The sequence below is a fragment of the Agriterribacter sp. genome, assembly GCF_035444585.1.
Classification (GTDB): domain Bacteria; phylum Bacteroidota; class Bacteroidia; order Chitinophagales; family Chitinophagaceae; genus Agriterribacter.
This window is the reverse complement of the sequence record NZ_DAOMOZ010000025.1, coordinates 20,701-34,461: the sequence shown is the minus strand read 5'-3', so window position 1 is coordinate 34,461 and position 13,761 is coordinate 20,701. Positions and strand designations below refer to the sequence as shown.

Genomic DNA, 13,761 nt, shown 5'->3' with positions numbered 1-13,761 from the left:
CGTTCCCTGGATAGAAAGCCATTTGGGATGGCAGGCAACTTTTATCATCATTGGAGTGATCGGTTTTATATGGCTGATTTTCTGGTATACCTTATACACCCCGCCTGAAAAGCAAAAGCGATTAAGTGCTGCAGAATATGCTTATATCAATAGCGATGCTGACGAAAAAGAAGTTTCAGAAGCAGCTGGACAGGAGAAAAAAGTAACCTGGACAAAACTGCTGCGTTACAAGCAAACCTGGTCGTTTGCCATCGGTAAATTTATGACCGATGGCGTGTGGTGGTTTTTCCTGTTTTGGCTACCCGCTTATCTCAAGGATCAATATCACCTTGAACTCACAGAAATGGCGATCCCGCTTGCCGTGCTCTATAGTATGACCATGGTGGGAAGCATTGCCGGAGGATGGTTCCCGGTATACTTTATTAAGAAAGGTTATACAGCTTATGATGGCCGCATGAAAGCAATGCTCATCCTTGCCTTTATACCACTGGTGGTATTAGCGGCACAACCCCTGGGGCATACCAGCTACTGGGCACCGGTATTGCTGATAGGTATTGCCGCATCGGCACACCAGGCCTGGAGCGCCAATATATTTACAACAGTATCGGATATGTTCCCTAAAAAGGCGGTAGCATCCGTTGTGGGCATAGGAGGTATGGCAGGAGGACTTGGGGGTGTTTTAATTACCAAACTTGGGGGTGCCTTGTTTGATCATTATAAAGCTTTGGGCCATATAGAAACCGGATACACCATTATGTTTTCTTTATGCGCTGTTGCCTATTTGATTGCATGGGTTATCATGAAGCGTCTTGTACCGAAGTATAAACTGATCACTGACCTGTAAAAGACCATTTCACTCATATCAGAGGTTACCCCTCTTCAATTCATTAACGGCCCGGTGCGCAGCACGGGCCGTTAATGCCATGTATAATATTGAAGGGCTCTGATTACCGGTGCTGGTCATGCAGGCGCCGTCGGTTACAAAAACATTTTTACAGGCATGCAACTGGTTCCATTTATTCAGTAAAGAGGTTTTGGGATCGTTGCCCATCCTGCAGCCGCCCATCTCATGAATATCCAGCCCCGGAGCCTGTTTGGTATCATTTTGCCGGATTTTCTTTACTCCTGCCTTATCCAGCATTGCCGTACTTTCCGTTAAAAAATCCTTTAGCATCCGCTCATCATTATCATCGTACCCCACCGAAGTAACCAGCAGGGGTATGCCCCACTGATCTTTTTGTTCTGTGCTCAAACGAACGTGATTTTTTTCTTTGGGAATGGTTTCACCCTGCATATACATATACACTTTCCAGCCGCCGGGTTCTGTAAGCGCCTGCTTGTATGCCGCACCTATTGTTTCCGTTGTTGAGCTTTCGTCGGTTCTTGTACGGTAGGATCCCATAAAAGTGGTAAAGCCCCCCACATAATCCGTATCCTGTTTGTGGAGGTTCCTGTAATTGGCCAGTATGGGTTCGGTTGGATTACGTCCATAATAATATTTATCTTCAAAACCTTCCATTTCACCGTTTACCGATGCACGGTAGTTGTGAAAGCAAACGTATTTTCCCAACAGCCCGCTATCGTTTCCCAACCCGTTGGGGAAGCGGGATGAGGTTGAGTTCAGCAAAATCAAATTGCTGTTCAATGCGGAAGCGTTCACAAAAATAATCCTGGCAAAATACTCCGTTGCTTTCCTGCTGTGGGCATCAATTACGCGTACACCTTTAGCCATTCCTTTTTGCGCATCATAAATAACAGATTCCACCACCGAATCGGGTCGTATGGTTAACTTACCTGTTTTTTTGGCCCAGGGTAAAGTAGCAGATACAGAACTGAAGTATCCGCCAAACGGACAACCCCGCATGCATAAATTCCGGGCCTGGCATTTACCCCGGCCCTGCTGCAAATGCACTTCCCGGGGTTGGGTTAACTGCGCCCAGCGGGCCTGCACTAAAAACCTGTCTTTATAATGGGTCTTTATTTTTTGCCGGATAGCCTGCTCCACGCAATTCAGATCAAATGGAGGAAGAAATTCTCCGTCGGGCATAGCCTCTATACCATCTCTGTTACCGCAAACACCTGCAAACAGCTCAACATGCGAATACCAGGGTGCTATATCCTCATAACCGATCGGCCATTGCAAACCATACCCGTAGCGTGCCGGCGCAGTAAATTCAAACCTGCTCCAGCGCTGACATGCCCTTCCCCATGTAAGGGATTTTCCTCCTACCTGGTAACCCCGTATCCAGTCGAACGGCTTTTCCTGCACATAAGGATGATCTTCATCCTTAATAAAAAAATGAGCCGTTTCCTCACTGAAGCCGGCAGCTTTGCTGATCAATGGATTTTCTTTCAGGTACGCTTTTGTTACATCGCCCCGGTGCTCAAATTCCCACGGATCTTTAAAAGCAGTGGGATAGTCCTTTATATGTTCAATGTTTCTTCCCCGCTCCAGGACCAATGTCTTCAATCCCTGCTCACACAGCTCTTTTGCCGCCCACCCGCCGCTGATGCCTGAGCCAATAACAATAGCATCATAAGTGTTTTGTTGTATGCCTCCGGCATTGATATTTACCTGTATTGAATCCTGTGGCATGCGGTGATCGTTGGGTTTTGAAATAGTACGCCAAAAGTAAAATAATTGAAGCGGTATCTGGCAGGTATCTATGCAAACAACCAAACAGTAACAAATGGACAATACAGATACCGCCACCGGGATGCGGTGCTTATTTTTATTAAAATCTGAGGTTAATTTTCTTCAAACCGGATTTCCTGCAGCACCTGTTTTTGGGAGCGGGTGATCATGAAAATGGTAGTTCTGAATTCACCATATCTTGTCTGCAGGTTCCCGATACAAAATTCAGAACCGCTGTTCAATCCTTTATGAACAATGCGGAATGCTTTAACGCCATAGGAGTGAAAAAAATCTTTCAGTATAACCTCGGCCTGCCTGCGGCTGTAAGAGCTGCTTTTGTCGTGCAGGGTAATTTCAACCATTTTATCAAAATAATGCGACAACTGGTTGGCATCACCGGTGTTCATGGCTGTAACTACATCCTCGATTGAATAGGAATAAGAGGCACCCGAGTAATTAAACGACAGGCCACCTATCATTACAACCGATAAAAGGATCTTAAGAAAATAGTTTTTCATGAACAAAAGAATTCACTTCCACAATACTCCAAAAATGTGCCAGATTAGGAACTGAAGTCCATACCGGTTATGAATGTGAATAAATACATGGTAAAACAAACTCATGTTTGTATAAAATATTGTATTGGTTCTATTTTAAAGTTCATTTAACGGTCATATGTATAAAGCACATGCAAAATATATGGACGAGTTTTTGTATTGCGGTTATCAAAGGGTTTTTCCAAAAAATAGGTTTCATACTCATTTTTCCATATTCCAGCATCATGTTTTTTGGCAAATTCACTTCTATTGAAAATGAGGTAGGAATAATAACCGATAACAAATGTGCCAAGAAACACATAAACGAACTTCCATGAAAGAAAACCATATCTGAGATACGGCTTCATATGTACCGGGGTATGCAATACAACCGCAATTAACAAAGGCACAAGCGGAACCCAAAACCTAGCGTCATATGTTGGCCAATTGAAAACTATGATTATATAACCCAGTAAATAAATGATAATGACCATGGGAATATCCTTCTTCTTTTTTATAAGTAAGAAAAAAAAGTAAATCAGTGAAAAAACTCCCGTAGCTATGAAAAAGATTTCCTTTATGCCTACACCGATAAAATTAATTTTGAATTGAGAAGTATTTATAAATACTTCCGCCAGGTCGGCAAGATGCCATCGGAGATTGGTAATCCAAAACCCGGCGGGATCGGCTTCAAAAAAAGAAAGCATCAAATTAATATAATCATTGATGCGGAAAAAAGTTGAGAATACAACAATTATAATAAGAAATAAGATTGTTGTAAATAACAATATTCTCAGAGTCTGAGCTTTCCTTCGACTCGTATTCTTCTTCTGAAGGATAAGTGTCAGCACCATGGAAAAAACAAGAAGTACTCCGATGGTTCTGGTTATTATTGCCAAAAAAGTAAAAATTAAAAGTCCCGCCAGGTTGCCTGTCTTTTTGTTATCCATGTATGCAGTATAAAAAAACAGAGCCCCTGTCGAAAAAAACAAATACTGAATGTCGGATAAAGGAGTAATTGTGCTTTTAACAATTGTCCAGTTTAACAGGGTTAATACAATAAGCTGCCAGGCTTTTATGCTGCTTCGAAAAATGCTGTTCACAAAATATAAACTTCCTCCCAGGTATAAGTAGTTCACCAGCACAATATAAAAAGAGCTGCATAAGCCGAGTTTTGAAAGCAATAACAGCAATACCGGGTAACCATACGGCAGACGATTTCCCATCTCACTGACTGGGTGCTTTCCAGCCTCAAGCCATTCTTTTATTTGAATATAACGCAGCACATCATTACCTAACCGAAAAGGCGTAAAACTAAGAATCATATAGGCTATAGACAACGCAAGCAGTATGAATACAGGGGAAGTCAGAAAATTAAATCTACCACAAAGAGTATTATTTGTCATTTACCGTGTCTGTAATTTATCAGTAAACAATATTAGTGAATAAAGGATAAATCAAAACGCAGTTAAATAACTTAATTTTGCCCTATGGAACGCAAAAAAGTAATACTGATCATCATGGACGGCTGGGGGCTGGGCAAGGTAAAATCCAGCGATGCCGTCCAAAACGCCCAAACGCCCTTTGTGGATGCGCTTTACGGGAAATATCCCAACAGCACGCTTGTTACCTGTGGTGAAGCAGTAGGGCTGCCGGACGGACAAATGGGCAACAGTGAAGTAGGGCATTTAAACCTGGGCGCAGGAAGGATCGTATACCAGGAGTTGCAGCGTATAAACCTTGCCGTCAGAAGCGGGGAGCTCAGGAATAATAGGATTTTATTGGATGCCATACGGTATGCCAAAACGAAAAAAAAATCATTACACCTGTTAGGACTGGTAAGCGATGGCGGGGTACATTCTCATATTAACCATCTGAAAGCCATTACAGGCATCTGCCAAGAAGAGAAATTAGATGATGTCTTTATCCATGCTTTTACCGATGGCCGCGATACAGACCCCAAAAGCGGGCTGGGCTTTATTAAAGACCTGCAGCAGCATCTTGCGCAAACCACGGGCGAGATATCCACGGTTACCGGGCGCTATTATGCAATGGACAGAGACAAACGGTGGGAAAGAGTGCAACTGGCTTACAATGCGCTTGTAAACGGAGAGGGTGAGCAAACCGATAATATTATTGCGTCTATAGAAGCCTCTTATACCGCCAATGTTACCGATGAATTTATAAAGCCGGTCATTAAAAGCCAGGCGGTTGCCGGAAGAGGCCTCATTAAACCCGGCGATGCGGTAATATGCTTCAATTTCCGCACCGACCGCTGCAGGGAAATAACCGAAGTGCTTACCCAAACCGATATGCCGGAGTATAACATGCATACGCTTCCGCTGGAATACACTACCATGACGGAATACGACAAAACCTATAAAAATGTGCATGTTATTTTTGAGAACGATAACCTCACCCACACTTTGGGAGAAGTGATAGCTGCCAACGGGTTAAAGCAGATCCGGATGGCAGAAACGGAAAAATATCCGCATGTGACTTTCTTTTTCAGCGGCGGACGTGAAGCACCCTTTGAAGGGGAAAAAAGAATCATGGTCCCTTCGCCAAAAGTACCTACCTACGACCTTAAGCCCGAAATGAGCGCACATGAGCTCACTGCCTCCCTGTTGCCGGAGATCAGCAATGAAACTGCCGATTTTATCTGCATCAATTACGCCAACGCCGATATGGTGGGACATACAGGGGTTTGGGATGCTGTGATCAAAGCGGTGGAAACCGTGGATACCTGCGTGGAAAAAGTAGTGATGGCAGCATTGGACCATAACTATACCGTATTTCTTACTGCAGATCATGGCAATGCCGATTATATTGTTAATGAAGACGGTACGCCCAATACCGCCCATACATTGAATCTTGTACCTTTTTTTATTATTGATAATGAATGGAAAGGTAAAATAAACCATGGAAAGCTGGGCGATCTTGCCCCTTCTATCCTAAAAACAATGGAACTGCCTATCCCTTCTCAAATGACTGGGAATGTTTTAATGGAAAAATCGCTTCTTATTCAATAAGAACCGGTTACCAAAAAGCAAATTTTTTCTTCTGCGGGCAGCACATTGTATCAAAAAATTGTCTAAATTACATGAAATCAACATTGATTTCATGACTGAAGAGGCTATGCTCAAAGGCTGTATACGTAACCAGGCCGCAGCACAACAGGAATTATACTACCGGTATAGTCCTAAAATGCTGTCTGTTTGCTATCGTTACGCAAAAAGCCGGGAAGATGCTGAAGACATGCTTCAGGAAGGGTTCATTAAGATTTTTGGACAGCTAAAGCAATTTCAAAACAGGGGAGCGCTGGAAGGATGGATCAGGAAGATCATCGTTCATACCTGTATCAACAATCTTAAAAAGAACAAAAAATTTGCCGAAAGTGTGGATATCATATATGCTTCGGGTGTGCATATCCGTGAAGAAAGCGTTCCTTCTATAGTACAGGCCAAGCAGGTGGTGGAATGCATCAGAATGTTACCGATAGGATACCGTACTGTACTTAACCTGTATGCCGTGGAAGGCTATTCGCACCGTGAAATTGCAACCATGCTCGACATTGAAGAAAGCACAAGCCGATCGCAGTATACAAGAGCAAAAGCCATGCTGGAAGACATACTGATAAAGAAACACATTTTGCCGCAGTATACAGATAAGTTAGCGTTGGTAGCTGTTAATCCGTAAAAGAAAAATAAATTATAAAACCAAAACTACTAATCCGTTATTGAATATACCAAGGGACTGACTATGGAGAGAAATATTCATATAGATGAATTTGAAGAATTCCTGAAGGAGAAGGCTGATCAATATAAGATGTATCCGTCAGATAAGGCCTGGAGCAACATTCACCATTCTCTTCATCCGAGGAAAAAATGGCCGTACATTTCATTAACGTTATTGCTGCTGCTTGGTACCGCTGTATTTGTTGATTATTATACGTACAATTTAGTGGTACCGGTTAATAAGGTGCTTACTTTTAGTAATACCCATTTTCAGAAAAGTAATCCATCATCTTCTTCCAACCCTGCTTTAAATGCATCCGGGTTAACTCCGGCTGATCTTTTAACAGGCGGGGCTGATAATAGCATACAAGCTGCCCCGTTATTATCGTCCTCTGCCCCAAAAACAATCACCCCGTCAAAACCATCGTTGACCGGTATCGCAGATGATAGCTATGCAGAAAATGATGATATAGAAGTAGCGGGCCCGGAAATTTTACCGGTTCATCCAAATGCGGCAGATATCGTTATAACGTCTACGGCCACTGCAGCACCAAAGGAAAATGAAGATGACAAAAAAATAAAGAAAGTACTATGGGGCGGCGAGGCATTTAAAAAATCAAAATTTGAATGGCAACTTTCTTTTTCGCCCACCATAAGCTATCGAAAGCTTACAAGCGGAATAAGCGAGGTTACAGATGTATTCAGGGGAGTGCCATACAACACGGTTCAAAAAAACACCACGGTAAATAACCTGGTTACACATAAACCCGCGGTTGGAGCCGAGGTTGGAGCGAACGTAATATATAAGCTTACCGATAATTTTTTATTAAGAGCAGGCCTGCAATTGAATTATTCGAGGTATCAGCTAAGGGCTTATGCTTCCAAACCGGAACAGGCTACCCTTGCAGTTGTATCTAACCCTTTGGGCACAGATTCAATTAATGTTATCTCTACTTTGCAAAACTTCAGCGGTAGCGGATCATCATGGTTCAACAATGAGTACTTCCAGGTGTCTTTGCCTGTTGGCTTTGAATGGGGTGTGCTCGGCAATTCAACATTACGGTGGAATATTGCCGCCAGTGCACAACCGGTTTATAATTTTGCCAATAATGTTTACCTCCTTTCCACCGATTTCAAACGCTATGGACAGGATCCCTCCCTTATACGCAAATGGAATATAAATGCAGGCGTTGAAACCTATGTTTCTTACAATATGGGATCCTTTAAATGGCAGGCAGGGCCGCAATTGAGGTACCAGTTGATGTCGAGCTACAAAAGCCAGTACCCGGTTAAAGAATATCTGGTTGATTTTGGATTTAAAATTGGTATAACAAAAACGATCAGGTAAGCGCTTCCCATTGCCCGGTGACAGCCGGCAACTGATCTCCAAAAACTTTTATCATTTCCATTTCATTCAATTATTTGTTCATTATTTTTAGCAGATGAAAAAACAATTGTTCATCACCCTTATTTTTTTTCCTATTGCGCTTTACAACTGCACCAACACTACCACACCATCAGATCAATCAAAAGAGAATACTCCCGAAAAAGCATTTTACCCCGTTGGCAATTATATACTCAGCCAGTTGTCCTATATTGATTCAATGCCGCTGGCTGTAATAAAATATACCACCATACATAATGTTACGGATACTTCCATTATAGAAAAAAAAGATTTCAGGCATATTGCCGCAGCATTTATAACGCCTGATATCAGTTCCGCCGAACTAAAACCGCAGTATGAAGAGCATTCTTTTATTGATGCCACACTGGGCACCATAACATTAACGTATACTACCGAAAACGATAAACTGCCGGTACGCAAAGCCGATATTTTATTAAACCAGGAAAATACAGGCGTTAAAACGATTTATATTGAAAAAAACATACCCGGCGCCGACCCGGTAATAAAAAAAATGTTATGGATAGCTGACCGCAATTGCCAGATCACTACACTTGTGCAAAAAGAAGGGCAGCCGGAACAGGTTATCTTCGAAAAATATGTATGGGACGAAAAGCATTGATACAGCACCTCATGTGATTTCTGCCCATACGCTAAGTCTGCCCCTGCATTGTCCTTTTGTGAATATTGTTTTACAATTCCTGCACATAATTCCTGTCAATGATAATTCAGGTAATTTTGCAGTTGACTTATTATGACTACAGCATCCTTTCAGCAAATTGCGCATACCATACCCGTACAACCGGGTATTTACAAGTATTACAATGAAGCGCATGAACTTCTGTATGTAGGCAAGGCAAAAAATCTGAAAAAAAGGGTCAGCTCCTATTTTAATAAAGGCTTTACCAATTATAAAACACACGAATTAATTCAGCGCGTCCATAGCATTGAATTTACCATTGTTAACTCAGAGCAGGATGCATTTTTGCTGGAAAACAGCCTGATCAAGCAATTCCGGCCAAAATACAATATCCAGCTAAAGGACGATAAGAGCTTTCCTTTTATCGTGATCAAGAACGAGCATTTCCCCCGCGTCTTTCTTACCCGAAGAAAGATCAACGACGGATCCGAATACCTCGGACCTTATACATCGGTTGGGAAAGTAAGGGAACTGCTGGATTTCATCAGGCAAAACATCCCCCTGCGCAACTGCAAACTCAACCTTACCCCGCAGAACATACAAAAGAAAAAATTCAAGGTCTGCCTGGAGTATCATTTGGGAAACTGCAAAGGTCCGTGTGAAGGGCTGCAAACCGAAGAAGATTACAAAGAGGGATTAGTACAGATAAAGAACCTGCTCAAAGGCAATTTGGCACCTGTTATTCACCAGTTCAGGGAAGAAATGAAAAAGCATGCAGAACACATGGAGTTCGAAAAGGCTGAAGTGCTCAGGAAAAAAATTGAGCATTTGCACCAATACCAGTCAAAATCAACAATCGTAAACAATAAGCTGGGCAATGTTGATGTATTTTCCATTTTAGAAGAAGGGGATATTGCCTATGTAAACTACCTCATGGTAGAAAACGGCACCATCGTACAAACAAAAACCATTACACTTGAAAAAAAACTGGATGAAACAGCAACAGCTATACTGGAGTTTGCTATTGCACAGCTAAGAGATACTTTTAACAGCAATGCCCCGGAAATCATTATACCCTTTCCCATTCATTATCCCCAGCAAGGTGTAACGATAACCGTGCCAAGGGGGGGAGACAGGAAAAAACTTTTAGACCTCTCGCAAAAAAATGTAAATTATTTCCAGGAAGAGCTGAAGAAAAGAAAAATGCTTCACCTGGAGGGAAAAACAGACGAACAGAGAAAAGAAACGCTCTTGCAGCTACAGAAAGATCTGCTTTTGCCTGCATTTCCGGCACATATTGAATGTTTCGATAATTCAAATTTCCAGGGAAGTTTCCCTGTATCGGCAATGGTATGTTTTAAGATGGGTATTCCGAGTAAAAAGGACTACCGCCATTTTAATGTAAAAACAGTAAAGGGGATCAATGATTTCGCCACTATGAAAGAAGCTGTTCACAGGAGATATAAAAGGCTCACCGATGAGCAACAGCCGCTTCCTCAACTGGTAATTATTGACGGTGGAAAAGGTCAGCTAAGCGCTGCACTTGAAGCCATACATGAGCTCGGACTTTCCGGCCAAATGACCGTAATAGGGTTGGCCAAAAACGAAGAAGAAGTTTTTTTTAGCGGCGACAGGCAATCATTAAAGTTAGACTGGGGAAGTGACAGCCTGAAATTACTGAGACAGATCAGGGATGAAGTACACCGGTTTGGCATAACTTTTCATCGTCAAAAAAGAAGCCGGGGCACCTTCAAAAATGAACTGGAACTGATCCCCGGTATTGGAAAGGCTACAGCAAACATGCTGTTGAAAACATTCAGATCGGTAAAGAACATAAAGCAAACACCTGCCGAAAAACTGGCGCCGCTTATCGGCAGCGCAAAGGCACAACTCATTGAGGAGCATTTCAAAAGACAGGAAAAAGATAAATAAGAATGTTCCAGGTGTAAAAAAGGGGCCAGGATAGATATCCAGCCCCGTTTTTAAAATCCAATATCCTATGAAAAACCGGGATAAAGATAGTGTAGCAGCTTCATATTGCAATACCCAAATGTGGGTATTTTTAATCAATATTAAAGTTGCATTTCACTTTATTATAACCCCGGTTGAAGAAAACAGGAACACTACAAAAAAAGGATTGCCGGGCGGCAATCCTTTTTGAAAATTTTCTGATTATTTTTAATATGACCAAAGGTCCTGTTCGTAATTGAATATCGTGTTTTTCACGTCCTCACCTTCCAGCAAACGAAGGATATCATCTTTTACGTATTGCTTCAAATACAGATCGTAAGGATTATCAAGCGTGGATTTAACGATATAGCTTCCAAAAAAACGGCTTTCAAACAGCTCTTCCCAGCTCATCCGTGCACCATAGTTTTTGCCGTTGTACACTTCAAACTTGGCCAATGCAGGGCGCATATCGGGATAGTAAACCCAGAATATAGGAGCAGAACCGATTTCCTGGCCGGTTACCTTATCGAAATAGGTTTTTACCGGGGCAATGCCTAAGATCCTCACATACATCCTTGAAGATTCTTTATCGAACACCCATTCTTCCTTGATCCTGAACTTGGTAATATCATCCATATTGAACTCTTCGCATACCACTGATTCCTTCATAATGCCTTTTGCCAAAGTTGGATCTTTTTCCACATCAGGTACCATTATCGTATCGCATGAGCCTGCCAGTTTTGAACCGATCTGGTCCAGCGTCATGGGTGTAGTAAAACGGTCATCTATAGATGCATCGAAAGCTGTAACCTCACCGCTTTTGATTGTATTGAGCAAAATAGCAATAAAACGCTGGTTACCATTGTCTTCATCTGCTTTGTAGCGGAACGGTAAGTTTATTTTTTCACGAATATCTATTTCCCGCCACACTTTTTCCCTGTATATGGCGTCATCTTCGCGAATGTTTTCATATGCCAGCGGCGTACGGTCTTTTACAAGGTTTTTCTCTATCGCATTGTCGTTGCGAAGCGATTTCCTGATCGTGTCCATTTTCAGAGGATCCTGCCTGGTCGGCGCTTTAACGATCATTGTATCCTTTTCAGCCGCCTCAAGATTGGCATTGGCTACATTTGCCTGCGTTTTTTGGGCAGTGGTCTTCTTTTTTGCCGACGTAGTCGTTTTCCTCGTGGTTTTTTTCCTGGTCTGCGCATCAACTGTGTTGACAACCATTCCAAAAGCCGCTACCAGCAAAGCATATTTCGCGAATTTCCATTTCATGGTCAAAAGTGTTAACTAAAACAAATGATAAAACTTATATAAACAGGCTTACTACCTCAATATAAATGACAATGGCTTTAAAGTGATCGTTCTTCCGTCGGGCCCTTTGGCTTTAATGTTATCAATATACACTCCTCTTCCCGGTTTAAGATTGTTGACCAATGTAGCAGCGCTGCCGCTCCACCGCGGACCGTTATTGGCAACCGGGTTATAATCCGCACTGCTTAAATCGGCTATCGTATAGCTGATCACCTGGTACAGCGCTTCAAATTCAGAATTCTGTAAAACCGCTCTTACGCCACCCATAGCTTTAAACTGTGCTGTAGATACCTGCCCGCCTTCAAATGTACCTACCATACCTGTTGCAGGCGGAAGATATTTTACACGGAAAGCTACTTTACCTACCGCTTTACCTTCTACCATTACATTTACATTTGCCTCACCGGGCTGACTTGGAATAGCCGTATACTTGCTGCCGGAGTTTTTGGAAATCCTGCCATTGGTAATGGAAGCATTCACTTTTTCGCTGCCTGCGCCGGCAGTAATGGTCAAAGGATTTTCAACCCCCACATACAATACATTCATTTTATCGGCCATAACAGCTACACCCGAAGGCTGACCAACTGTATATTCAAAAACCTTGCTAATTGTTTTTTCTTCACCGGTAGCAGGATCAGGATATTTAACATCTATTTTCAGGCTGTGCCCGCCGGACCCGCCTGCTGGCATTTTGATGTCTGCCACACCGTTGTCACCCACAGTTACCGCGTTACCGTTAACAAATACTTTGGGTTTAACGCTCGCATTAAAAGCACCTAACCCTGCTTTGATCTCCAGTTGCTCACCCGGCATCAGGTAAGTAGCATTTGCCCCGATCATTGGCTCAAACTTGTCGAAAATAACTTTTACATCGCCAATTTTCTTGAAACAGAAAGAAGCCACTTTATTCTCTGTATTCTTAACGTCGTTCTGAAACTTACTAAGAATAGTAAGCGCTGCAATAGTTGGCGTCATGTGAAAGTAAGCAGCCGACCAGTCCTGGTTGGTGTTACCAGCCTGAGAAACCGGCTTTTCCGTATTGATGGGTAAGCTATGGTCAAACTCTTTCGCAATTTCCGGATCAATAGAAAGAATATCTTTTTTATACTGTTCCAGCGCCAAACGGAGCTTTTCTCCTTTTCCTTCGGTACCCATTATGCGGGTAGCAGCATCAAGATTATCAATTTTAAAAGTGGTATCACCCTTTTCAGGATCATATCCACTTCCTCTTTTTAAACTGTCTTTTAAATTATCAATATAAACAGTCAGCCTTGCAGAAAGATCTTTAACCTGGTCTGCCTTGGGTTTCCAGATAGCTGCTTTTTCGCGGGTTTTGGGATCTTCCAGACTGGCTGTAAGTGCATCATATATTTCTGATGTGGCTGAGGACAGCGTGCTGTTGGATTTTACCAGGCTGCTGTCAATCGTTTTAAAGGCGTTTATAATTTCGGCAGATACGTTCAGCGCCAACATTGCGGTAAGCACCAAATACATCATGTTGATCATCTTCTGCCGCGGCTCTTTAGGTAGTGACATGATTTTTC

12 protein-coding genes are annotated in these 13,761 nt (G+C 42.4%); 7 read left to right on the top strand and 5 right to left on the bottom strand.

What is annotated here, in order from left to right; genetic code table 11:
* Positions 1-844, top strand: an 844-nt coding sequence (locus PLH26_RS04655; RefSeq protein WP_324584827.1) for an MFS transporter, incomplete at its 5' end; no start/stop codon positions are given.
* 18 nt (positions 845-862) lie between these two features.
* On the opposite strand, the gene PLH26_RS04650 is transcribed toward PLH26_RS04655, so the two are convergent.
* From PLH26_RS04650 to PLH26_RS04640, 3 genes are all read right to left on the bottom strand, one after another.
* The gene (locus tag PLH26_RS04650) at positions 863-2,596 is read right to left on the bottom strand and encodes a GMC oxidoreductase (protein WP_324584826.1); all 1,734 of its coding nucleotides are present in this window, start codon (positions 2,594-2,596) and stop codon (positions 863-865) included.
* Positions 2,597-2,748: 152 nt separating this feature from the next.
* Positions 2,749-3,153: a DUF4783 domain-containing protein gene (locus PLH26_RS04645; RefSeq protein ID WP_324584825.1), complete on the bottom strand. Its 405-nt coding sequence runs from the start codon at positions 3,151-3,153 to the stop codon at positions 2,749-2,751.
* 146 nt (positions 3,154-3,299) lie between these two features.
* Positions 3,300-4,577 (bottom strand): hypothetical protein, encoded by a 1,278-nt coding sequence (locus PLH26_RS04640; RefSeq protein WP_324584824.1) that lies wholly within the window; start codon positions 4,575-4,577, stop codon positions 3,300-3,302.
* Between the two features lie 84 nt (positions 4,578-4,661).
* Between PLH26_RS04640 and gpmI the strand changes: the two genes are divergently transcribed.
* The 6 genes from gpmI to PLH26_RS04610 all read left to right on the top strand — a co-directional run bounded on the left by gpmI (position 4,662) and on the right by PLH26_RS04610 (position 11,111).
* On the top strand, positions 4,662-6,203 hold the full coding sequence (gene gpmI, locus PLH26_RS04635; protein WP_324584823.1) for a 2,3-bisphosphoglycerate-independent phosphoglycerate mutase: 1,542 nt from the start codon (positions 4,662-4,664) through the stop codon (positions 6,201-6,203).
* A 91-nt stretch (positions 6,204-6,294) separates the two neighbouring features.
* The gene (locus PLH26_RS04630) at positions 6,295-6,870 is read left to right on the top strand and encodes an RNA polymerase sigma factor (RefSeq protein WP_324584822.1); all 576 of its coding nucleotides are present in this window, start codon (positions 6,295-6,297) and stop codon (positions 6,868-6,870) included.
* Positions 6,871-6,933: 63 nt separating this feature from the next.
* Positions 6,934-8,256: a porin family protein gene (locus tag PLH26_RS04625; RefSeq protein WP_324584821.1), complete on the top strand. Its 1,323-nt coding sequence runs from the start codon at positions 6,934-6,936 to the stop codon at positions 8,254-8,256.
* A gap of 94 nt (positions 8,257-8,350) precedes the next feature.
* Positions 8,351-8,932 carry a hypothetical protein gene (locus tag PLH26_RS04620; protein WP_324584820.1) on the top strand — a complete coding sequence of 194 codons (582 nt, stop codon included), beginning with the start codon at positions 8,351-8,353 and terminating at the stop codon, positions 8,930-8,932.
* A 132-nt stretch (positions 8,933-9,064) separates the two neighbouring features.
* Complete coding sequence (gene uvrC / locus PLH26_RS04615; protein WP_324584819.1) at positions 9,065-10,882, top strand: excinuclease ABC subunit UvrC; 1,818 nt, start codon at positions 9,065-9,067, stop codon at positions 10,880-10,882.
* Between the two features lie 67 nt (positions 10,883-10,949).
* Positions 10,950-11,111 (top strand): hypothetical protein, encoded by a 162-nt coding sequence (locus PLH26_RS04610; RefSeq protein WP_324584818.1) that lies wholly within the window; start codon positions 10,950-10,952, stop codon positions 11,109-11,111.
* A gap of 17 nt (positions 11,112-11,128) precedes the next feature.
* Here PLH26_RS04610 and porN read toward each other — a convergent pair whose 3' ends face one another.
* Entirely contained in the window at positions 11,129-12,178 is a 1,050-nt protein-coding gene (gene porN, locus PLH26_RS04605) for a type IX secretion system ring subunit PorN/GldN (RefSeq protein ID WP_324584817.1), read from the bottom strand.
* A 51-nt stretch (positions 12,179-12,229) separates the two neighbouring features.
* Entirely contained in the window at positions 12,230-13,753 is a 1,524-nt protein-coding gene (gene porM, locus PLH26_RS04600; RefSeq protein WP_324584816.1) for a type IX secretion system motor protein PorM/GldM, read from the bottom strand.
* Positions 13,754-13,761: the final 8 nt, after the last annotated feature.

Bases quoted from the DNA above. Each gene is read 5' to 3' on its own strand.
- PLH26_RS04650 (WP_324584826.1), bottom strand. From the start codon at position 2,596: ATGCCACAGGATTCAATACAGGTAAATATCAATGCCGGAGGCATACAA.
- uvrC (WP_324584819.1), top strand. From the start codon at position 9,065: ATGACTACAGCATCCTTTCAGCAAATTGCGCATACCATACCCGTACAA.
- PLH26_RS04645 (WP_324584825.1), bottom strand. From the start codon at position 3,153: ATGAAAAACTATTTTCTTAAGATCCTTTTATCGGTTGTAATGATAGGT.
- porM (WP_324584816.1), bottom strand. From the start codon at position 13,753: ATGTCACTACCTAAAGAGCCGCGGCAGAAGATGATCAACATGATGTAT.
- porN (WP_324584817.1), bottom strand. From the start codon at position 12,178: ATGAAATGGAAATTCGCGAAATATGCTTTGCTGGTAGCGGCTTTTGGA.
- PLH26_RS04620 (WP_324584820.1), top strand. From the start codon at position 8,351: ATGAAAAAACAATTGTTCATCACCCTTATTTTTTTTCCTATTGCGCTT.
- gpmI (WP_324584823.1), top strand. From the start codon at position 4,662: ATGGAACGCAAAAAAGTAATACTGATCATCATGGACGGCTGGGGGCTG.
- PLH26_RS04640 (WP_324584824.1), bottom strand. From the start codon at position 4,577: ATGACAAATAATACTCTTTGTGGTAGATTTAATTTTCTGACTTCCCCT.
- PLH26_RS04630 (WP_324584822.1), top strand. From the start codon at position 6,295: ATGACTGAAGAGGCTATGCTCAAAGGCTGTATACGTAACCAGGCCGCA.
- PLH26_RS04625 (WP_324584821.1), top strand. From the start codon at position 6,934: ATGGAGAGAAATATTCATATAGATGAATTTGAAGAATTCCTGAAGGAG.
- PLH26_RS04610 (WP_324584818.1), top strand. From the start codon at position 10,950: ATGAAAAACCGGGATAAAGATAGTGTAGCAGCTTCATATTGCAATACC.